The 22,012-nt window shown below is 53.2% G+C and carries 20 protein-coding genes and 1 riboswitch; all 20 genes read left to right on the top strand.

What is annotated here, in order from left to right; translation table 11 throughout:
* Nucleotides 1–51 precede the first annotated feature (51 nt).
* Nucleotides 52–189, top strand: a complete 138-nt coding sequence (locus NSQ46_RS26030; RefSeq protein ID WP_007132738.1) for a hypothetical protein — start codon at nucleotides 52–54, stop codon at nucleotides 187–189.
* Between the two features lie 342 nt (nucleotides 190–531).
* On the top strand, nucleotides 532–795 hold the full coding sequence (locus NSQ46_RS26025) for a DUF1294 domain-containing protein (protein ID WP_007132736.1): 264 nt from the start codon (nucleotides 532–534) through the stop codon (nucleotides 793–795).
* Nucleotides 796–929: 134 nt separating this feature from the next.
* A complete protein-coding gene (locus NSQ46_RS26020; RefSeq protein ID WP_007132735.1) occupies nucleotides 930–1,364 on the top strand; it encodes a universal stress protein in 435 nt (144 codons plus the stop codon).
* 367 nt (nucleotides 1,365–1,731) lie between these two features.
* A riboswitch (purine riboswitch) is annotated at nucleotides 1,732–1,833 on the top strand.
* A gap of 297 nt (nucleotides 1,834–2,130) precedes the next feature.
* Nucleotides 2,131–2,616 (top strand): 5-(carboxyamino)imidazole ribonucleotide mutase, encoded by a 486-nt coding sequence (gene purE / locus NSQ46_RS26015; RefSeq protein ID WP_007132734.1) that lies wholly within the window; start codon nucleotides 2,131–2,133, stop codon nucleotides 2,614–2,616.
* Nucleotides 2,613–3,800 (top strand): 5-(carboxyamino)imidazole ribonucleotide synthase, encoded by a 1,188-nt coding sequence (gene purK / locus NSQ46_RS26010; RefSeq protein ID WP_007132733.1) that lies wholly within the window; start codon nucleotides 2,613–2,615, stop codon nucleotides 3,798–3,800. The genes purE and purK overlap by 4 nt, the downstream gene beginning before the upstream one ends.
* A 3-nt stretch (nucleotides 3,801–3,803) precedes the next feature.
* The gene (gene purB, locus NSQ46_RS26005; protein WP_007132732.1) at nucleotides 3,804–5,099 is read left to right on the top strand and encodes an adenylosuccinate lyase; all 1,296 of its coding nucleotides are present in this window, start codon (nucleotides 3,804–3,806) and stop codon (nucleotides 5,097–5,099) included.
* Nucleotides 5,100–5,358: 259 nt separating this feature from the next.
* Complete coding sequence (locus tag NSQ46_RS26000) at nucleotides 5,359–6,249, top strand: phosphoribosylaminoimidazolesuccinocarboxamide synthase (RefSeq protein WP_007132731.1); 891 nt, start codon at nucleotides 5,359–5,361, stop codon at nucleotides 6,247–6,249.
* 50 nt (nucleotides 6,250–6,299) lie between these two features.
* On the top strand, nucleotides 6,300–6,545 hold the full coding sequence (gene purS / locus NSQ46_RS25995) for a phosphoribosylformylglycinamidine synthase subunit PurS (RefSeq protein WP_007132730.1): 246 nt from the start codon (nucleotides 6,300–6,302) through the stop codon (nucleotides 6,543–6,545).
* A gap of 4 nt (nucleotides 6,546–6,549) precedes the next feature.
* The gene (purQ, locus tag NSQ46_RS25990; protein WP_007132729.1) at nucleotides 6,550–7,239 is read left to right on the top strand and encodes a phosphoribosylformylglycinamidine synthase subunit PurQ; all 690 of its coding nucleotides are present in this window, start codon (nucleotides 6,550–6,552) and stop codon (nucleotides 7,237–7,239) included.
* A complete protein-coding gene (gene purL / locus NSQ46_RS25985) occupies nucleotides 7,217–9,460 on the top strand; it encodes a phosphoribosylformylglycinamidine synthase subunit PurL (protein ID WP_007132728.1) in 2,244 nt (747 codons plus the stop codon). Before purQ ends, purL begins: the two co-directional genes overlap by 23 nt.
* The gene (gene purF, locus NSQ46_RS25980; protein ID WP_007132727.1) at nucleotides 9,445–10,923 is read left to right on the top strand and encodes an amidophosphoribosyltransferase; all 1,479 of its coding nucleotides are present in this window, start codon (nucleotides 9,445–9,447) and stop codon (nucleotides 10,921–10,923) included. Before purL ends, purF begins: the two co-directional genes overlap by 16 nt.
* Before the next feature lie 482 nt (nucleotides 10,924–11,405).
* Nucleotides 11,406–12,446, top strand: a complete 1,041-nt coding sequence (gene purM, locus NSQ46_RS25975; RefSeq protein WP_341034405.1) for a phosphoribosylformylglycinamidine cyclo-ligase — start codon at nucleotides 11,406–11,408, stop codon at nucleotides 12,444–12,446.
* Complete coding sequence (gene purN, locus NSQ46_RS25970) at nucleotides 12,446–13,078, top strand: phosphoribosylglycinamide formyltransferase (RefSeq protein WP_007132725.1); 633 nt, start codon at nucleotides 12,446–12,448, stop codon at nucleotides 13,076–13,078. The genes purM and purN overlap by 1 nt, the downstream gene beginning before the upstream one ends.
* 624 nt (nucleotides 13,079–13,702) lie before the next feature.
* Nucleotides 13,703–15,250 (top strand): bifunctional phosphoribosylaminoimidazolecarboxamide formyltransferase/IMP cyclohydrolase, encoded by a 1,548-nt coding sequence (gene purH / locus NSQ46_RS25965; RefSeq protein WP_007132724.1) that lies wholly within the window; start codon nucleotides 13,703–13,705, stop codon nucleotides 15,248–15,250.
* Nucleotides 15,251–15,450: 200 nt separating this feature from the next.
* Complete coding sequence (purD, locus tag NSQ46_RS25960) at nucleotides 15,451–16,719, top strand: phosphoribosylamine--glycine ligase (protein ID WP_341034404.1); 1,269 nt, start codon at nucleotides 15,451–15,453, stop codon at nucleotides 16,717–16,719.
* A 493-nt stretch (nucleotides 16,720–17,212) separates the two neighbouring features.
* The gene (locus NSQ46_RS25955; protein WP_007132722.1) at nucleotides 17,213–17,929 is read left to right on the top strand and encodes a response regulator transcription factor; all 717 of its coding nucleotides are present in this window, start codon (nucleotides 17,213–17,215) and stop codon (nucleotides 17,927–17,929) included.
* Nucleotides 17,926–19,128: a HAMP domain-containing sensor histidine kinase gene (locus NSQ46_RS25950; RefSeq protein ID WP_007132721.1), complete on the top strand. Its 1,203-nt coding sequence runs from the start codon at nucleotides 17,926–17,928 to the stop codon at nucleotides 19,126–19,128. The genes NSQ46_RS25955 and NSQ46_RS25950 overlap by 4 nt, the downstream gene beginning before the upstream one ends.
* Nucleotides 19,129–19,218: 90 nt before the next feature.
* Entirely contained in the window at nucleotides 19,219–20,139 is a 921-nt protein-coding gene (locus NSQ46_RS25945; protein WP_007132720.1) for an ABC transporter ATP-binding protein, read from the top strand.
* A complete protein-coding gene (locus NSQ46_RS25940) occupies nucleotides 20,136–20,843 on the top strand; it encodes an ABC transporter permease (protein WP_342575284.1) in 708 nt (235 codons plus the stop codon). The genes NSQ46_RS25945 and NSQ46_RS25940 overlap by 4 nt, the downstream gene beginning before the upstream one ends.
* 14 nt (nucleotides 20,844–20,857) lie before the next feature.
* Nucleotides 20,858–21,592: an ABC transporter permease gene (locus tag NSQ46_RS25935; RefSeq protein WP_007132718.1), complete on the top strand. Its 735-nt coding sequence runs from the start codon at nucleotides 20,858–20,860 to the stop codon at nucleotides 21,590–21,592.
* Nucleotides 21,593–22,012: the final 420 nt, after the last annotated feature.

Genomic DNA, 22,012 nt, shown 5'->3' with positions numbered 1-22,012 from the left:
CCGCATAACCTCCGGGACAATAGCCCATTCTACGGACAGGAGGTGAAGGGCATGCCGAACCATAAAGCAAGAAAAACGGAGAACCAGCAAAACAAGGCAAGCATTCTCGAAGAGAGCAAAACCTTGAAACCGAAGAAGGCTGCGGACTATGTTCCGAGCCTGAATGAGATTCCGAAGGGTGAATCGTAAGCTTTGGGACGGGACAGACCCTTTAATCATTCTTTTTTTGCCGTCTTATAAGAAGGCCCGGCGCTTTATTCGGCCGGCGTCGCTCTTATGGGCGGCTTCTTACGCTTTTCGTCTGCATATCCCGCCAAGGAATTATGCGATCGCTGCGACGGCATGGATCTTCAACACATGCGATCGTGTCACAACGTCACACACGCTATCCCTCACTCACCAAGGAGGGGAGTTTTCCGGTGTACTTCTATATCATGCAGATTTATAATATGGTGAGAACGTTAGTATACAGGCCGGGGTCGTGCGTAAAAGACCGATTGAACCGGCTGGTCATGGGGGGCGGGAACATTCGTGAGAACCGCGTTGATTGTATGGTTTATATTCATTAATGCGGTTGCCTATCTGGTGATGTCCGAGGACAAGCGGCGTGCCAGGCTGGGACGGGACCGCGTTCCGGAACGGACGCTGTTTCTGCTGGCTGCGGTCGGCGGCGCTTTAGGCGCATGGATAGCGATGTATCGGAAGCGTCATAAAACAAGGCATTTATCGTTCAAGATCGGCATACCGCTGCTGTTGTTTTTGAACGCGGTGCTGTACGGGTATTTCTGGAGGTAATCTTAGTCGGTTCCTACATACGAGATTACACTTAAAGCAAGTTAGACGGCTCGGTTCAAACAGAGGCATTATGGGTAAATAAATAATATTACAGTAGGTCTTCAGTCTTATCACATAGGAAAGAGGTGGCCTGTATGCTGTTTACGAACATTCTACTGGCTTACGACGGCTCCAAAGCGGCAAATAAAGCACTCGGACGCGCGGTCGAGCTGACCCAGGCGAATCCGGACGCTACGCTGCATGTGGTTCATGCTTATGATTTTCCGCGTTTTTTTGTCGGGGAAGGACTGGCTCCGATTCCGGCTTCACTGAATAAAGACGTTTACGATATTGCGGTGCAGACGACAGAAGAAATCAAGGAGCGCATCGAGCATTCGGGTGTGAACGGCCAGGTCAACATGATACAGGGAGCCCCTGCCGAAGTGATTCTGGAATATGCCAAACAGAACGACATCGATCTTATCGTGATCGGCAGCCGCGGCTTAGGCGGCATTCGCGAGTTCGTGCTCGGGAGCGTAAGCCACAATGTTGTCCAGCATGCAACCATCCCGGTGCTTGTTGTGAAATAGAGGCTGGTTCAATCAAATGTGAGACATACAATAATAGAGGCACTCTAGCAGATCATGGATCTTGCGAGAGTGCCTTCTTTTTTTCATTTGAGATGCGAAGTGTTGTTATGTGGGCGTTCCTCCCGATGGCTTGTGGTCGGTATGCATGGTTCAATCCCCGCGCAGGGATTCTGTTTACATGTTAACGCAGCCATGATGATATGTTTGGTTAAATACGAACATTATATTTTCAATATTTGAGAATGTTCGGGTTTAGGTTGACATGGGGTGTTAGAGATTGATAAACTGAGGATGTTGAGGTTCAAAAGAACTTATTTAGTGTGATTAATGATTGAGCAAGATTAATGAAATTGTGGGTTTTACAAAAATTCTAGAATTAAATATTTCTCGTATAAAGCCGGGGATATGGCCCGGAAGTCTCTACCCGGAAACCGTAAATTTTCGGACTACGAGGGAGTACACACGGTGCGGCAGGATGAGCGGGCCAGGGCTTCAAAGCTTGATGACCGCTTCTTGGGCGGGTCAGCTTGATCGTTAAGCTCGTTTTCCCACCATGTCTTTTTTGACATCGGGCGGCAGCGTCGTATTCCTTGATTGTCCGAGACCTGCACAGCTTTGTGTTTACGGGATCGGACTTTTTTCATCTGTATCGAATGCGCGTGACTGGCTTCCCGCAAAGATTTTCGAGGAAACAGCGGTTAGCGCCGGAGGCTTTGCAGGGAATTTCAATGTTACCGAGATTAATCATGAGAAAGCGGGGGTACTCATGGCAGCACAAGTTGGAGTCATTATGGGCAGCAAGTCGGATTGGGCGACGATGTCCGAGGCATGCAAGGTGTTAGATGAATTGGAAATTCCGTATGAGAAAAAGGTCGTATCCGCGCATCGCACGCCGGACCTGATGTTCCGGTACGCCGAAGAGGCGGAGGGCCGGGGAATTCGCGTCATTATCGCCGGCGCCGGCGGCGCGGCGCATCTTCCGGGAATGGTGGCCTCGAAGACGGTGCTGCCGGTCATCGGCGTGCCGGTGCAATCCAAATCGCTGAACGGACTGGATTCGCTCCTGTCGATCGTGCAGATGCCTGGTGGCATTCCCGTCGCTACCGTCGCGATCGGTACGGCGGGTGCCGTCAACGCAGGGCTGCTCGCCGCGCAAATATTGGGCGCTTCGGATGCGGATATCCGTGCCAGAGTGCAGGCACGCCGGGATCGGATTCGCGACGAAGTACTGGAAAGCGGCGATAGCCTATGACGGAGCGTCAGACATTGCAGCAGACGGCTGCCGGGAGACGGCTTCTGCCGGGCTCGGTGATCGGCGTCCTCGGCGGCGGCCAGCTGGGCCGCATGATGGCGCTGGACGGAGTCAAAATGGGGTATTCGTTCGTCACCCTCGACCCGACTCCAAATTCGCCGCTCGGACAGATTTCCGAGCAGATTACGGCAGGCTATGACGATGTGGAAGCCGCACGCAAACTAGCGGAGCAGGCGGATGTCATTACGTACGAATTCGAGAATGTGGATGCGGGCGTGGCCAAGCTGCTGGAGGAGCAGTCTTACGTGCCCCAGGGCAGCAAGCTTCTGTATACGACGCAGCATCGGCTGCGCGAGAAGGCGGCGATTGAAGCGGCAGGCGTGCCGGTCGCCCCGTATCGTGAGATCAACAGTTTGGAAGATTTACAATCCGCAGCAGCCGAGCTTGGACTTCCATGCGTGCTAAAGACGGCTACCGGAGGTTATGATGGTAAGGGGCAAGCCGTTCTTCGCAGCGAGGAGCAATTGCAGCCGGCGTACGAGACGCTGGCGGTCGGCGGGGCTGAGCTTGTGCTGGAGAAGTTCGTGAAGTTCGCCTGCGAGATTTCCGTTATCGCGGCGCGCACGCCAAGCGGCAGCGTCAAGAGCTTCCCGCCGGCGGAGAACGTGCATGTCAACAATATACTGCATCTATCCATCGTCCCTGCGAGAGTGCCAAGCGATATTCAGCTCAGGGCCCGCCAGCTTGCCGAACGCGTGGCAGAGGGCTTGAACGCGGTAGGGCTCCTGGCCGTGGAGATGTTCGTGACGGAGGAAGGGGAGCTGTACGTGAACGAGCTTGCGCCCCGTCCGCACAACTCCGGCCACTATACGATGGAGGCCTCTGCAACGTCGCAATTCGAGCAGCATGTCAGAGCGATCTGCGATCTGCCGCTAGGTGATACGACATTGCTGAGCCCTGTGGTCATGGTGAACGTGCTGGGTCAGCATTTGGAAGCAGCGGTGCAGCGCTTCGGCGAACATGACGAGCTCGCCGAGTCGCTTGGCGTCGTGCCGAAGCTTCATCTGTACGGCAAGAGCGAGGCAAAGGCCAATCGCAAGATGGGACACATCAACCTGTTATGCGGGGATGTCAGGGACGCCTTGGAGTGGGTAGAGAAAACTAATATTTGGAGGCAGGATTAAACGATGATTGAACGTTACAGCAGACCGGAAATGCGGGCGATCTGGACCGAGGAGAACAAATTCAGAGCATGGCTGGAGGTTGAGCTTTGCGCATGCGAGGCTTGGGCCGAGCTCGGGGTAATCCCGAAGGAAGATACGGTGAAGCTTCGCCAGAATGCATCCTTTGATATCGAACGGATCTATGAAATCGAGCAGGAAACGCGGCATGACGTGATCGCCTTTACCCGCGCCGTATCGGAGACTCTTGGCGACGAGCGGAAATGGGTTCATTACGGGCTGACCTCCACGGACGTGGTGGATACCGCGATGGGTTATCTGCTGAAGCAGGCAAATGAAATTCTGGAGCAGGACATTCTTCGGTTTATCGGTATTTTGAAGGAGAAAGCCATTGCCTACAAATACACGCCGATGATGGGCAGAACGCATGGCGTTCACGCAGAGCCGACCACGTTCGGTCTGAAAATGGCGCTGTGGCACGAGGAAATGATCCGCAACCTGGAGCGCTTCCGCCATGCTGCCGACGGCGTGCAGTACGGCAAAATTTCCGGAGCGGTCGGCACCTATGCCAACATCGACCCGTACGTTGAGGAATTCGTCTGCCGCAAGCTGGGCACAAAGCCTGCGCCGATCTCCACGCAGACGCTGCAGCGTGACCGCCATGCGGAATATATGGCGACGCTGGCGCTGATCGCGACATCGCTGGAGAAGTTTGCAACCGAAGTGCGCGCGCTGCAGAAGAGCGAGGTGCGTGAGGTGGAGGAAGCTTTTGCAAAAGGGCAAAAGGGCTCCTCGGCTATGCCGCATAAGCGCAACCCGATCGGCTCGGAGAACATCTCCGGTCTGGCTCGCGTGATCCGGGGCCACATGGTATCCGCTTACGAGAATGTGTCGCTGTGGCACGAGCGGGATATTTCCCACTCCTCCGTGGAACGCATCATCCTGCCGGACGCCACGATGCTGCTGAACTATATGCTGAACCGTTTCGGCAATATCGTGAAGAACCTGACGGTCTTCCCTGAGAACATGAAGCGCAACATGGCCCGTACGTACGGCGTGCCATTCTCCGGCCGCCTTCTGACGAAGCTGATCGACAAGGGCTTCAGCCGCGAGCAGGCGTACGATACCGTACAGCCGCGTGCCATGCAGGCATGGGAGGAGCAGCGTCAATTCCGCGAAATCGTAGAGGCGACTCCCGCTATTACGGAAGTGCTCAGTCCCGAGGAAATCGAGGATGCCTTTAATCCAAGCTGGCATCTGAAGCATGTCGATACGATTTTTGCCAAGCTCGGCCTGGAATAGTTTAAGGCGCGGATTTATCCGCTTTTTACAATAAGCATGGAGAAGATCGATTTCTGCAAATCAGAATGATTTAGAAGTGCAGCAGTCTCCTGAATAAAAGCCTTCCAAACGGAATGCTGGCATTGCAAGCATAGGCCGTCCCCGGATTTCAACGAGCAATTGCGGGAATCCGGGGACTGTGCCCCGAAGCGCTGGAAACGAATTTTGCAAGATCGTGTAATAAACAGGCAGACAATCTGTAGTCTAATGGGAGGATCCTATGACATTACCGGCATTATCGACCGCCGCCCACCTGATCAACGCACCGCTGCTTTATAAGGGCAAGGTCCGTGAGCTTTATGATTTGGGTGAGCATGTACTCATCGTAGTAACCGACCGCATTTCCGCTTTTGACTATGTCCTGGAGCCGCCCGTACCGGCTAAGGGAACCGTGCTGAATAAGCTGAGCGCCTTCTGGTTTGAACAGACGAAGGACCTGATCGCCAACCATATGGTGCATACCGACGTGAACCGGCTCGGGGATGCCGTGAAGGACAAAACGCTGCTGGACGGACGGATCATGGTATGCCGCAAGGCCGAGCGCATTGATATCGAATGCGTAGTCCGGGGATATATTACCGGCGGTGGCTGGCGGCAATATCAGTCCACGGGCGAGGTTAACGGCATTAAGCTGCCGGAGGGCCTGCGCAAGAACGAGGCGTTTCCGGAGCCGATCTTCACGCCGGCTGCGAAGAACGATGTCGGTCACGACGAAGACATCTCGCTCGGCCGGATGAAGGAGCTTGTGGGTGAGGAGCTGGCTCTGCAGCTGCAGGACAAAAGCTTGATGCTCTACACATTCGCCCGCGACTACTGCCGGAAGCACGGCATCATTCTTGCCGATTGCAAGTTCGAGTTCGGATTGATCGACGGCGAGATCGTCCTGATCGACGAAATTTTCACGCCGGATTCCTCCCGTTTCTGGGATGAAGCGAACTATGCGCTGGACATTGAGATCGACAGCATGGACAAGGAGCCTGTACGCACGTACCTCGCTTCTTCCGATTGGGACAAGAACAGCGAGCCGGATCCGCTTCCGCTGCATGTGGTGGAGGAGACGATACGCCGTTATACCGATATTTACCGCCGGCTGACGGCAGCAAGCTTGTAATACGAGCAGTCCTTTATACCATTTATTATTTCGAGGAGGAGCAGGAGAACATGTTGAAAGCTAAGGTCTACGTCACGATTAAACAGAGCGTTTTGGATCCGCAAGGGGTCGCGGTGCAGGGGGCGCTTCATTCGATCGGCTACAAGGAAGTGGAGAGCCTGCGGATCGGTAAGTATATGGAGCTTGAGCTGAATACGGATAACCGTGAAGAGGCTGAGCAGCGCGTCAAGGAAATGTGCGAGAAGCTTCTGGCGAATACGGTGGTCGAGAACTACCGTTATGAATTGGAGGGCTAAAACCATGAGATTTGCAGTGCTGGTCTTTCCTGGCTCCAATTGTGATATTGACTGTTACAAAGCGGTGGAAGAGACAATCGGGCAGCCGGTGGATTATGTATGGCATACGGCAACGGATTTATCCGCGTACGATTGCATCTTGGTGCCCGGCGGGTTCTCCTATGGGGATTACCTGCGGTGTGGTGCGATTTCCCGGTTCGCCCCGGTTATGAACGAGGTGGCGAAGGCGGCAGAAGAGGGCAAATATATTCTTGGCATCTGCAACGGATTTCAGATTTTAACGGAGGCGGGGCTCCTTCCGGGGGCGCTGCGCCGCAACGAAACGATGAAATTCCGCTGCCATGACAGTGTCCTGAAAGTGGTCAACAACTCAACGCCGTTCACGCGCGAGTATGCGGAAGGTCAGGAGATCGTCATTCCGATCGCGCACGGCGAGGGCAACTATTACTGTGATGAAGAAACGCTGAAAAAGCTTCGGGACAACCGGCAAATCGTATTTACGTATCAAGATAATCCGAACGGCTCCGTCGCGGATATCGCAGGCATCTGCAACGAACGCGGCAACGTGATCGGCATGATGCCGCATCCGGAGCGGGCGGTAAGCAGCCTGCTCGGTTCGGAGGACGGCAAGGCAATGTTCACATCCATATTACAGGCATGGAGGGATACTCATGGCGCAGCAAACGTCCGTTAAGGAACCGACGGCAGAACAGATTGCAGAGCATCAGATTTACAAACAGATGGGAGTTTCGGACAGCGAGTACGAGTTGATCTGTTCCTTCATGGGACGCAAGCCAAACTATACCGAGATCGGCGTGTTCAGCGTCATGTGGTCCGAGCACTGCGCATACAAAAACTCCAAGCCGCTGCTGCGCCGCTTCCCGACCAGCGGACCACGCGTTCTGATGGGACCCGGCGAAGGCGCGGGCATCGTCGATATCGGCGACAACCAGGCGGTTGTATTCAAAATCGAGAGCCATAACCACCCTTCGGCCGTTGAGCCATACCAAGGCGCTGCTACTGGCGTGGGCGGCATTATCCGCGATATTTTCTCCATGGGTGCAAGACCTGTTGCGATCCTGAACTCCCTTCGCTTCGGCAAGCTGGAGAGCGATCGCGTGAAGTACTTGTTTGAGCATGTTGTATCCGGGATTGCCGGCTACGGCAACTGCATCGGAATTCCGACGGTCGGAGGCGAGGTTGTCTTCGACGAGAGCTATGAAGGCAATCCGCTGGTCAACGCGATGTGCGTCGGCATTATCGATCATGACAAAATCCAGCGCGGTGTAGCTAAAGGGGTCGGCAATCCGGTCTTCTACGTCGGACCGCCGACCGGACGCGACGGCATTCACGGGGCAACGTTCGCTTCCGTCGAATTGACGGAGGAGTCCGAAGCGAACCGCACGGCCGTTCAGGTTGGCGATCCGTTCATGGAGAAGCTCGTCATGGAAGCCTGCCTTGAGCTGATCGACTCCGGCATCGTGCTCGGCATTCAAGATATGGGCGCGGCAGGCCTGACCTGCTCCAGCGCGGAAATGGCAAGCAAAGCGGGTAACGGGCTTGAGCTGTATCTGGATCAAGTTCCGCAGCGCGAGGAAGGCATGACGCCTTACGAAATGATGCTGTCGGAATCGCAGGAGCGGATGCTGTTCGTTGTCGAGCCTCAGCATGAAGCGCAGGCGCGTGAAATTTTTGAACGCTGGGGCGTGATTTGCGCCAAGGTCGGAAAGGTGACCGATGACGGCCGTCTGAAGCTGTTCCACCACGGCGAAGTCGTCGGCGACATGCCGGTTACGGCTCTCGTCGACGAGTGCCCTGTATATAATAAACCGTCCGAGGTGCCTGCTTATTACAAAGAGCAAGCCTCGGTCGACACGCTCCGATATGACGAAGTGAAGGATCTGGGAGGAGCGCTGAAGCAAGTGCTCGGCTCGCCAAGCCTTGCAAGCAAAGCATGGGTGTATAACCAATACGATTATATGGTCCGTACCAGCACCGCCGTTCGTCCGGGCTCGGATGCGGCCGTCGTGACCGTTCACGGCACGCGCAAGGCGCTGGCGATGACAACAGACTGCAACGGACGTTATGTATATCTTGACCCAGAGCTCGGCGGCAAGATCGCCGTCAGCGAAGCGGCGCGCAATATCGTATGCTCCGGCGCCGAGCCGCTGGCGATCACGGACAACTTGAACTTCGGAAGTCCGGAGAAGCCGGATATTTTCTGGCAGATGGAGAAGGCCGTGGACGGCATGGCGGAAGCCTGCCGCGAGCTGGGGACGCCGGTGATCGGCGGCAACGTTAGCTTGTATAACGAGAACGCCAAAGGCGCGATTTACCCGACGCCGGTTGTCGGCATGGTCGGCCTGATCCACGACACGGATCATATTACGACGCAAGGCTTCAAGAACGAAGGCGACCTGATTTATGTACTCGGCGAAACCTATGCCGAGCTTGGCGGCAGCGAGTTCCAGGCCGTGGTGCATGGCGTGTCCGAGGGACGGCCGCCGCAGCTCGATTTGGAGAAAGAAAAGAAGCTGCTTAGCGGCGTGCTGAAAGCGATCCAAGCCGGCCTCGTTCAATCGGCGCATGACGTGTCGGAAGGCGGACTTGCCGCAGCGCTTGCGGAGAGCTGCATCAGCGGCAATGTCGGCGCGACGATCGAATGGTCGACCGACCTTCGCAGCGATATCGCTCTCTTCAGCGAAAGCCAATCCCGGATCGTATTGTCCGTATCCCCGGACCATAAAAATGCGCTGGAGAACCTCCTTCAAGAGTCCGGCGTTCCATTCCACGCGCTTGGCGTTGTTGGCGGAAGCAAGCTCAGCATGAACATTAACGGTGCTTCTGCGCTGAATGAATCCGTGGAGGCTTTGAAATCCGTCTGGGAGGATGCCATTCCATGTCTCATGAACTGATACCCGAAGGATTATGGACAGGGGATTACTACAATGAGGGAACAGGTAAGAGCGATATATTCGATACACTAAAAGAAGAGTGCGGCGTATTCGGAGTGTTTGGTCATCCCGATGCCGCCTCCCTATCCTATTACGGGCTGCATGCCCTGCAGCACCGGGGAGAGGAAAGCGCAGGCATCTGCGTGGCCGACGGGGACAGTTTCAATTATCACCGCGACATGGGCCTCGTGAAGGAAGTATTCGACAAGGATAAGCTGGAATCGCTCAAGGGAAACATGTCGATCGGGCATGTACGTTATTCCACCAGCGGAGACAGCCGGATTACCAACGCACAGCCCCTTGTCTTCAAATACCGGGAAGGCAATCTGGCGATTGCCACGAACGGCAATATCGTGAATGAGCCGATGCTCCGGCGCGAATTGGAGAAGGCAGGCTCGATCTTCCAGACGACGAGCGATACCGAAGTCATTGCGCACTTGATCGCGCGTTCGCCGAAGGATTTCGTCGAAGCGGCGAAGGACGCGCTGCAGCGTCTAGTCGGCGGCTTTGCATTCCTGCTGATGACCAATGACAAGCTGCTGGTTGCCTCCGATCCAAACGGACTGCGTCCGCTGACGATGGGACGCCTCGGCGACGCGTATATTTTCACATCCGAGACGTGTGCTCTCGAAGTGATCGGCGCGGAGACGATTCGCGATGTCGCTCCGGGGGAACTGCTCATTCTTGACCGCGAAGGCTTGCGTGAGGAGCGTTATACGGCGCCGGGCCGCAAAGCGCTGTGCGCGATGGAATACATTTATTTCTCCCGCCCGGACAGCGACCTGAACGGCTCGAATCTGCATTCGGCCCGCAAGCGGATGGGAAGCCGGATGGCATTGGAGTCTTTTATCGACGCGGACGTCGTGACAGGCGTTCCCGATTCCAGCATATCGGCAGCCATCGGCTACGCCGAGCAGACCGGCATTCCTTATGAGCTGGGTCTGATCAAGAATAAATACACGGGCCGGACGTTCATCCAGCCGAGCCAGGAGCTGCGGGAGCAGGGCGTGAAGATGAAGCTTAGCGCCGTGCGCCGCGTGGTCGAAGGCAAACGGGTCGTCATGATTGACGATTCGATCGTGCGGGGAACCACCTCCCGCCGGATCGTCAACCTGCTTCGCGAAGCGGGGGCAACCGAGGTGCATGTCCGGATTACTTCGCCGCCGTTCAAAAATCCCTGCTTCTACGGCATCGACACGCCGGACCGCAGGGAGCTGATCGCTTCTTCCAAGAGCATCGAGGAAATTTGCCAGGAGATCAATGCCGACTCCTTGTCGTTCCTTAGTGTGGAGGGGCTGATCTCGGCCATCGGCGGTTACGACGAGCAGAGCTATAAAGGCGGTTTATGCCTTGCTTGCTTCGACAATGATTACCCGACACCAATTGATTTTGACGGGGAAGAGAAGATGGGCTGCAGCTGTTAAGGGTTAGCTGCTAAGTACTAAGTGCTGAGTTAAGTGCTATGAGCTAGAGTGCTGTGAGCTCAGTGCTCAGTGCTCAGTGCTCAGTCTTGGGCCAAGTGCTATGAGCTATGAGCTATGAGCTATGAGCTATGAGCTAAGTGTTCAGACTGCGGTTGCTAAGGGGGGCGTCACTAGCCTTCATGGCCAACGATAACAATCCTATCTTCCTCCTGTCTTTTCTTTCTTAGTGGCGTTCTCGGGAAGCGGGACCTCATGAGCCGACTTTTCGTACAAAACCATGGAGATACCTGGTATGAGGCCCAAGATACGTCACGTCATTCCTATTGAGTATCGACGCAGGGACTTGAGACCAAGGGGAATGGCGAACAGGACTTATCTCCGTATTTGGCTGTTGTGTTGCACCGTTTAGCGGATGATTGATTAAGGCCATAAATGATTAGTGCACTGATTCTTTCTTTTAAATGAAAAGGAGTGTTAGACGCGTGTCGGATACTTACAAACAAGCAGGCGTAGATATCGCAGCAGGCAACGAAGCGGTAGAGCGGATGAAAAAGCATGTCAAAACGACATTCAGACCTGAAGTCATGACGGATCTCGGCGGTTTCGGCGCCCTGTTCAAGCTGAATAAAGAACAATATGAAGAGCCGGTACTCGTCTCGGGCACCGATGGCGTTGGCACGAAGCTGAAGCTTGCATTCGCGATGGACCAGCATGACACCATCGGAATCGATGCGGTAGCCATGTGCGTGAACGACATTGTGGTGCAAGGCGCGGAACCGCTCTTTTTTCTCGACTATTTGGCCTGCGATAAGGTGATTCCTGCCAAAATCGAATCGATCGTCAAAGGCATTGCCGATGGCTGCAACCAAGCCGGCTGCTCCCTGATCGGCGGGGAGACGGCGGAAATGCCGGGCATGTACAGCGAGGGGGAGTATGACATTGCCGGCTTCACGGTGGGCATTGTCGACAAGCCCAAAATGATTAACGGCTCGAATATCGCGGCGGGCGATACCGTGATCGGCCTGGCTTCCAGCGGGGTGCACAGCAATGGGTTCTCGCTCGTGCGGAAGCTGCTTCTGGAGGATTCCGGGTACTCGCTGCAGCAGGAGATTCCCGAACTGGGGGGACGCCTTGGCGACGTGCTGCTGGCACCGACCAAAATCTACGTCAAACCGCTGCTGGGCTTGCTGAAAGAGATCGAAGTGAAGGGCATGGCACATATTACGGGCGGCGGATTCATCGAGAACATTCCGCGTATGCTGCCGGATGGCGTCAATGTCGACATTGAGTACGGAACCTGGCCGATTCTGCCGATCTTCAAGCTGATGCAGGAGAAGGGCAGCATCTCCAATAAAGACATGTTTACGACATTCAATATGGGGATCGGCATGGTTCTTGTCGTGAACGAGAGCGATGCGGATCAAGCGCTGGCGTATCTCCGCTCGGCGGGTGAAGAGCCTTACGTGATCGGCCGCGTTACGGAAGGCGAGCGTGTCATCACCTTTACGGGGGCTAAAGTGTAATGAAGGCCAATCGGATTGCGGTATTCGCTTCCGGGAGAGGCAGTAATTTTCAGGCTTTGGTGGAGGCTCAGCGAAAGGGCTTGCTGGGAGCGGAAATCCGGCTGCTAGTCTGCGACAAGCCGGAGGCTCCCGTCGTAGAGCTGGCGAAGGCAGCGGATGTTGACGTGTTTGTTTTTCAACCGAAAGCTTATGCCTCGAAGGAAGCGTATGAGCGCGAAATTGTGACGGAGCTGGACCGCCGGGACGTGGATTTGCTCGTGCTTGCCGGATACATGCGGCTGCTCAGTCCATCGTTTGTCGAAACGTACAGCGGGCGAATCGTCAATATCCATCCGTCCCTGCTGCCGGCTTTCCCTGGCAAGGATGCCATCGGCCAGGCAATCGAGTACGGCGTGAAGATGACGGGGGTAACCGTGCATTTTGTAGACGGAGGCATGGATACCGGTCCCGTCATTGCCCAGCGGGCTGTCGAAGTACGGGAAGGCGATGACGCAGCTGCGCTGGCGGAACGGATCCATGAGGTCGAACAGAAGCTGTATTATGAAGTCGTATCGTGGTTCGCCGAGGGTCGGGTTTCGCTGAACGGGCGGCATGTGACTATAGCTGATAAAGTACAGGAAGTCGAACATTAGGTTGCGTAAAATCTAACTTAGGGCTAGTAAATCTAGTATGTTGGTATTCTGGCAGGTTCGCTGTAGGCTCGCTACAGTTTCGTGCAGGTTCGATGCCGGTGATTTGTTCCTTTAACGCGAGTGCTGACGGATATGGATGGATTATTTCCAGACGGTTTTCTTCTAAAAGAGAACAAGCTTGCACAGGCAATCGACATGTTCGATATTTCTCGGGAAATAATTTGGAATTATCGTGTATCGACAGCATCTACGGATTCAAGACAGGCCGTTTTTGCAGAACGAGGCGACAGAAAACGTTATGTTGAGTAGGACGGGCATTTCTCGGACCGCGCAGCGGGGCGAGGTAAAGAGTAGCCGCAAACAAGACCCTTTTAGGTACTTGTTGGGTCGAAAAGGAGCCAAAGTGCTGTGGACAAGACCCTTTTAGGTACTTGTTGAGCCGGAAAAGTGCCGAAGTACGGCGCACAATTCCCTTTTAAGTACTTGTTGAGCCGAAGTCGCAGTGCGGCTAGGATGCGACGGACGATCCCTTTTTCAAGGGGAAAAAGGGATTGAGCAGTGTCGAGCAAGATGGCGGATGTCGTAAGGTAAGAGTTTTTTTCATTCAAATGAGGGGGTATGGACGTGGGTATCAAAAGAGCATTGGTCAGCGTTTCGGATAAAACCGGCATCGTGGAATTTTGCCGTGAGTTGTCTTCATTGGGTGTAGAGATTATTTCGACAGGAGGAACCAAGAGTCTGCTCGCCAAAGAAGGCGTTCCTGTCATCGGCATCTCGGATGTGACGGGCTTTCCTGAAATTTTGGACGGTCGCGTGAAGACGCTCCATCCTGCGGTGCACAGCGGGTTGCTGGCGATTCGCGACAGCGAAGACCATCAGCGTCAGATGAAGGAGCTGGGCCTGGATTACATTGACCTCGTGGTCGTGAATCTGTATCCGTTCCAGGAGACGATTGCCAAGCCGGATGTCGAGTATGAGGATGCCATCGAGAATATCGACATTGGCGGGCCGACGATGCTGCGCTCGGCTGCGAAAAACCATGCATTCGTAAGCGTTGTTGTCGACGCAGCGGACTACGGCCAGGTGATCGAGGAGGTCCGTGCAGGCGGGGATACGACATTGGAAACACGCAAACGGCTTGCAGCCAAGGTGTTCCGCCACACGGCCGCTTACGACACATTAATCTCCGAATATTTGTCGAACGTAACCGGCGATCCGCTCCCTGAACGCTTCAGCGTCACTTATGAAAAAATCCAGGATCTTCGTTACGGCGAAAATCCTCATCAAAAAGCGGCATTTTATCGCAAGCCGCTGGCACCTGCCGGTACGCTTACGACAGCCGAGCAGCTGCACGGCAAGGAGCTGTCCTATAATAACATCAATGACGCGAATGCCGCGCTGCAGATCGTTAAGGAATTCGACGAGCCTGCGGTCGTTGCCGTGAAGCACATGAATCCGTGCGGCGTCGGAATTGGCGCAAATGTATTGGAAGCTTACAAAAAAGCGTACGACGCGGACCCAACCTCCATCTTCGGCGGGATCGTAGCCGCGAACCGGACGATCGATGCGCCTACGGCCGAGCTGCTTAAGGAAATTTTCCTTGAAATTATCCTGGCCCCGGATTTTACGCCGGAAGCGCTCGAAATTCTGACGAAGAAGAAAAACATCCGCCTGCTGAAAATGGGCGAGTTCGGTTCGGCGAAGGAGCGTCAAAGCACGCTCGCCGTTACGACGATTGAAGGCGGCATGATCGTTCAGGAGAGCGACGTGCATTCCCTGGATCCGGTTGACCTGAAGGTTGTGACCGACCGCGAGCCGACCGAAGCGGAGCTGAAGCAGCTGCTCTTCGGATGGAAGGTCGTAAAGCACGTGAAGTCCAACGCCATTGTACTGGCGGCAGACGATATGACCGTGGGTGTCGGCGCAGGACAAATGAACCGCGTAGGCTCGGCGCGCATTGCGGTTGAGCAGGCAGGCGAGAAAGCAAAAGGCGCTGTCCTGGCTTCGGATGCATTCTTCCCGATGGGAGATACAGTTGAATTGGCCGCGAAAGCAGGAATTACCGCCATCATTCAGCCGGGCGGCTCCATTAAGGATGAAGAGTCCATCAAGGCTGCAAACGAGCATGGCATCGCGATGGTATTCACCGGCGTAAGACACTTCAAACATTAATAACACCAGGAGCCCGGGCCCATCGCTGCTCGGGTTCTCACATCATTTGCGGGATAAACGATTTACGGAGTGAAATGATACGAACTTGTGTGGGATAACGATACCGTAGTAGATGATACGGACTCGTGCGGAGTAGACGATTTACCCAGTGAACCGATAGGGGCTTTTCCAAAATGGATAGGAATATGAGGAGGGGTAGCATGGATATTCTGGTCATCGGCGGCGGCGGCAGGGAGCATGCCATCGTATGGGCACTGGCGAAGAGCCCGAAGGCAGGCAAGATTTATTGCGCGCCCGGCAATGCAGGAATCGGCCAGTTGGCCGAATGCGTGCCGATCGCCGTTTCGGAGTTTGACAAGCTGACCGCTTTTGCGGTGGAGAAGCAGGTGGGTCTCGTCGTGGTAGGACCGGACGACCCGCTGGCGGATGGCATCGTGGATGCGTTTGACAGCACGGGCATCCCGGTATTCGGTCCGCGCAAAAACGCCGCTGAAATCGAGGGCAGCAAGACGTTCATGAAGGATCTGCTTCATAAGTACGGCATTCCGACGGCAGCTTATGCGAAATTCGACGACTACGAGGAGGCGCTGGTCTACCTGCGCCGCCAAGGGGCGCCGATTGTGGTGAAAGCCGACGGGCTCGCAGCCGGCAAAGGCGTAACCGTGGCACGGACGCTGGAAGAAGCGGAGAAGGCGCTCAGCGACATTATGCAATCCAAGGTGTTCGGGGAAGCTGGCAGCCGGGTCGTGATCGAGGAGTTTCTTGAGGGCCAGGAGATGTCGATTTTGGCTTTTGTCGACGGGGAAACCGTCAAACCGATGTCTGCCGCCCAAGATCACAAGCCGGTATATGACGGCGACCAAGGACCGAATACCGGGGGCATGGGGACCTATTCCCCGCTGCCGCATATCGATCCTTCCATCATCGAGGAAGCGGTCGAAACGATCATCAAGCCGACGGCGAAAGCGATGGTAGCCGAGGGACGTCCGTTCCGCGGCGTATTGTTTGCCGGCTTGATGATTACGCCGGACGGCAAGCCGAAAACGATCGAGTTCAATGCAAGATTCGGCGATCCGGAGACCCAGGTCGTGCTGCCTCGCCTCCAAACGGATTTGCTCGAGGTGTTCCTTGCAACCGTGAACGGAAAGCTTGCGGATCTGGAGCTCGAATGGAGCAAAGACGCAGCGGTATGCGTCATCCTGGCTTCCGGCGGATATCCTGCATCCTATCCGAAAGGCATTGCAATCTCCGGCCTGGACGATGAGCAGGAAGGGACGATTGTATTTCACGCAGGAACCTCCCGCGATGCCGATGGAACCTGGAGAACGAATGGCGGGCGTGTGCTCGGCGTGGTCGGTCTTGGAGCGGATATCGCTGCCGCTCGGGCGAAGGCTTATGCTCGGGCGGAGTCGATTGCGTTCGAGGGGAAGCATAACCGGACGGATATCGCGCTGAAGGCGCTGGTCTAAGATTCTAAGATCTTTTTAAGGCTTATAAAAAATACAGGGTTACAAACAAGGGAGTCTTCATCGCGAAGGCTCCTTTTGTATGTAGGCGGTACTGATTTATGCGTCGTTAGAGGGGATCGCGTGACGAGGCTGCGATGGAATAATCAAGCATCATTTACCCTTTGTTCAGCCTTTGTTTACCTAAAGTTAATTTTATATCGATAGGATGAGAGGGGGCGGTCAGATGGATGTTAGGAGAATAGCAGAGAAATGCTAGAAGAATGGGAGAGGGATCATAGTGAGATCCCGGAGGAAACAAAGCCGGACCGTATAGTGATCATAGAGAGTTCATGATGGAATATCGTGGATCGTAGAATGATGAGCACAGGGGCGCTAGAGGGATGGAAGAGGTGATAGAAGAGTGATTGTAGGGATTCGGGGCGTTGGCGACGAGGCTGTTATATAATACAGATAACAGTTTGTGGAAATTTCAAATCACATGGAGACTAATGCGATGGATAACATTTCTGTTCTGCTTGTAGACGATGAGCAAGGGTTATGCGATATGTTGACTGCCGTGCTCAAGAAGGAAGGCTTTCGGTTTGTCAGGAGTGCCGGGACTGGCGAGGAAGCCATGCGCTTGCTAAAGGAGCTTGATCCGGATGTGATCATACTGGATGTTATGCTCCCGGATGAAGACGGATTCGAGGTGTGCCGAAAAATCCGCAAAATTACCGAAGCGCCGATTCTTTTTCTTACCGCCAGGGATACCGATTTGGATAAGCTGATGGGGTTTGGCATCGGGGGAGACGATTATATGACGAAGCCGTTCAATCCGCTCGAGGTCGTTGCCCGCATCAAAGCCCGCCTGAAATATAAATTAAAACAGGAGCGGTCTGCCCAGTCACGGATAACCCAACTCGATTTTGGATATTTTCGTTTGGATCTTGAGGCAGGGGAGCTGATCGTAAATGGCAAGGAAGTGGAGTGCCCGGCACGCGAATGGGAACTGCTTGTATTCCTGTGCCGTCATCCCAACCGGATCTTCAGTACGCGCCAATTATACGAATCGGTGTGGAACGAGCCCTACCTTGGGGATGAGAAAACTGTGGTCATCCATATTTTCCGGCTGCGTAAAAGGATGGAACCCGATCCCGGAAACCCCCGGTTTCTTGTTAATGTCCGGGGACTTGGCTACAAAATGCTGGCCCCGAGGAAGGAACAAGAATGAATCCGATGGTGAGAATGGCTATTCGCTTTATCAAGGTAACCCTCATGTTGGTGATAATGTCTATCTTAAGTTTTATTTTATGCGCAGTGATATATATATATCTTCTGGATTGGATGAATCCCCAGGGCGCGATTTCAATGAAAACTTTTTTAGTTGTTACAGGATTTACGCTGACGGTTATTTTTTTCATTGCTTTCGGTTGGTGCGTGGGCAAACCGCTCACCTATTTAATCCGCTGGATCAACCGATTATCTGAGGGGAACTACAGCCTACCGCTGGAACACTTCCGCCAGCCGAAGGGTGATCGCGGCTTGGATGGCACAGATAGCCACGATGGCCCCGATGTCTCCGGAGGCACCGATTACACCAAGGGTTCTGACGGCTCCGTTGGCTACGATATTTACGATAGCCACGATGGCTTCAATGGCTCCGATGGCTCGCTACAACATAACCATTATCGTTATCCTTATGTCCTATATAAAGAATTATTTGATCGAATGCATTTATTATCGAACCAACTGCAGCGCAGCGAGACCGAACGACTGAATTTGGAGGCCAAGAAGCAGGAATGGATCGCGGCTATTAGCCATGATCTTAAGACGCCATTGTCCTATATCGAAGGCTATGCTCATATGCTCACGGCTGACGATTATGTATGGTCCGATAAAGAAAAGCAGAATTTTAGCAGGCAGATCAGCGGCAAAACAGCGGAAATGAAGCAGCTCATCCATGACTTGAACCAGGCGGGCCGGTGGTCTGTCGAACAGTTCCCTATGAATAAAAAGATAGATGATGTGGTCGATTTTCTGCGCGAGTTGATGATCGATATCGCTAACTATCCGTTAGCCGAGCAAACCTCCTTTACGTTTCATACTGAAAAGAATGGGTGCAGCATGGATTTTGACAGCAGACTGTTAGGCAGAGCTCTTCAAAATGTAATCATGAACGCGGTGATCCATAATCCCCCCGGCACCGAGGTTCAATGCAATATTTCCGTAAAGAAAAACTATTGTTGCATTATGATCGAGGACGATGGCATCGGAATCGAAGAAACGAAATTAAGACACATTCTAAATCATTCGGGTAAAGGAATAGCGATAGCAAAAGCTTTTGTCGAAGCTCATTCTGGTCGAATGAACATTCTATCGGCTGAAGGCAAGGGTACGCGCGTGGAAATTTTAATACCGATCAGTCTCTGAATTATCCTATCGTTCATTTTATGTTTACCTGCTGTTTATTCCCCGTTGCTAAACTCGAATTGTTAGCGATGCCAAGCAGGAGGAATTAATATGAACGAATATGCAATCGATACACATCAGTTGACTCGGCGATTCGGGGAGAGGGAACCGGTCAAGCAGATCAATTTGAAGGTCCCCAAGCGGGAGATCTATGGATTTTTGGGTCCCAATGGGGCCGGTAAGACAACCACGATTCGGATGCTCTTGGGGCTGATCCGCTCGACATCCGGGACAATTCGTATCCTTGATAAGGATCTGAAGGAAAACCGCATGGACATTTTAAAAGATGTCGGTTCTCTCGTAGAATCTCCGTCCTACTATGCCCATCTATCTGGATACAAAAATTTAAAGATTATGGCCCTAATCCACGGCATACAGGAATCCAGGATTCAAGAGGTGCTTGAATGGGTGAGGCTTAGTCAGGCAGCTCATCAACCGGTCCGAAGTTATTCACTTGGCATGAAACAGCGGCTCGGGATTGCGATGGCGCTGATTGCTAACCCCAAAGTATTGATTCTAGATGAACCGACGAACGGGCTCGATCCATCAGGCATTCAGGAAGTTCGGGAGCTCATTACAAGACTTCCTCGCGAATTTGACATAACAGTGTTGCTCTCTAGCCATTTATTAAGCGAAATTGAGCAGGTCGCAACCTGGGTGGGAATTATTAACCAGGGGGAATTGATTTTTCAAGGACCGCTTCAGGAATTAACGGCTCGAAGTAAGCCTTATGTATGGATTGAGACGGATCGTCCACTGGAAGCTGCAGCGGTTCTACATGACCATGGATGGGATGCGGAGCCGGAAATCGCAGCAGGCCAGATCCGAACCTCTATGACCAACCGGTCGCAATCGGCGGAGATGATTCGCTTCCTTGTTAACCGGCAATTTGATGTCTATCGGGTAATGGAGAAGAAGAAGACCCTTGAGGAAATCTTTCTGGAATTAACCGGTCAGGAGAACAGCTTATGATGCTGGAGCTGATATGTGCAGAGGGAGTAAAGCTGAAGAGATTATGCCGGTGGATGCCTGTTATCCAAGGCATGATTCTGGTTAGCATGACGGCCTTGGAGTGGTATCTTTATTTCCGTCAAGGCCCCGGGGGCATCTACGCCGGCTTTGCAGTCATGTACATGTTTTTATCGTTTGTTTTTCTACTAGGCATAACGCTTTTAGCCAGTATTATGGCTGGTACCGAGCACGAAACCAAGGCATGGAAGCAGCTTCTCGCGATGCCTGTTCCGAAAGGTTCTGTATATCTTGCAAAACTGGCATGGATCTTCATTTTGCAATTATGTGCCGTAATCATCACGATCATTGGGATGTGCGTGGTCTGGATACTCTACTCCAATGAGCCCATACCGTGGGGAATGATGATATTGCAGCCGCTATTCGCATGGTTGTCGACACTGCCGATGATGGCTATTCAGCTCTGGCTGTCCACCTTGTTTTCCAATCAGGCGTTACCACTGGCTCTAGGAATATTCGGTTCCATTTCCAGTTTGTTTTTAGCACGAAGTGATTCCTTCATGATTAAAATCCTTCCCTGGTCGTATCCGGCATTATCCAGCCCGCTTATCCCGGGTCATATGCAGTGGATTGCAATCTCAATTGGAATAGGAATGATGGTATCGGTGTTGGGTGCTCTTCTGTTTGCCAGAAGAGAATATGGATAGGGGGCTGCCGGATCATGAGAATGCTGATACGAACCGAAGGAATGAAGCTCCAATGGAGGGTCATAGGGTTGCTCATCGTCTTGGATACGCTGATCAACTCCGCGATGGGGGCGATGCAGCTTCAAAGCCTGAAAGATTTTTTTTCGCCAAGCTGGTCCACGCTCTATATACACAGCGTCAATTTGCACTCTATGTTTTTCTATCCTTTGTATAGCGGGATTGTGGCCTCCTTATTGTGCGTTTACGAGCATAGGGATGGAGGCTGGAAGATAACGATGAGTTTGCCGGTCCCTCGGGGCAAGATTTTTATGGCGAAATTTATGTTGTTGCTCGGAATTCTTGGTATGGTGCAAATTGTATTTATGCTCGGTTATTTTGCAGCGGGTTATTTTGTTAAAGCCCCGGGAGAGCCTCCGTGGGATACCTTGCTGTATTCGGGCATCGGAGGATGGATCAGCGTGTTCCCGCTCGCTGCATTACAGCTTATGGTCGCAATCAGGGTTCGCAATTTTGGAGCTGCGCTGGCCATGTCATTAGGTTATGTCGTACCGAATATCGTGCTGACCGGTTTTCATTCTGCAATAGGGGCCTGGCTTCCGTTCACCATCCCCTACTATGTCATGATGCCGCAAGATGCGATTTACGCGCCAAGAGTTGAGCTTTATAGCTTATGGACTATTGTGTTATTAACAGGTATCGTGTATCTGTTATCTGGGAAGCGGGTTGTTGAAAAAAGAGATTGGTTGTAGCCTTGTCCCATTCCTGCTTTTAGTTTTTGATTAGTATAAAAAGCTTCCGAAACCCGAGTGCACCCGCACCCGGGTTAGTTGTTTCAGGACCTCGCAATTGCATCGGCAATTCGCTGTCCTATCGACAGCATGCAGGCAGTGAGTGAAAGGCCAGCATCTATGGTGTTTAGGGTTGATTCTATCAGTAAAAGAGCACGCAGAACTTTATGTGCAAACGTTTGTGCAGCAATGAAGCATTTTCCGGGCGAACCTGTCCGATTTGGAGAGCAAAATGACTGAATTGCACAGGATCTTGCGCACATATTTTTACGATAACCTACGATATAGGGTGAATAAGCGAGATAATATAGGATTTTGGCCGAAAATCGGGGATAAACGATCTGTGCAAACGTTTTTGCAATCAATCCGAAATGTTGTATG

It is taken from the genome of Paenibacillus sp. FSL M8-0142 (genome assembly GCF_038597315.1).
GTDB classification, from domain to species: domain Bacteria; phylum Bacillota; class Bacilli; order Paenibacillales; family Paenibacillaceae; genus Paenibacillus_AQ; species Paenibacillus_AQ lactis.
This window is presented reverse-complemented; position numbering and strand designations above follow the sequence as displayed.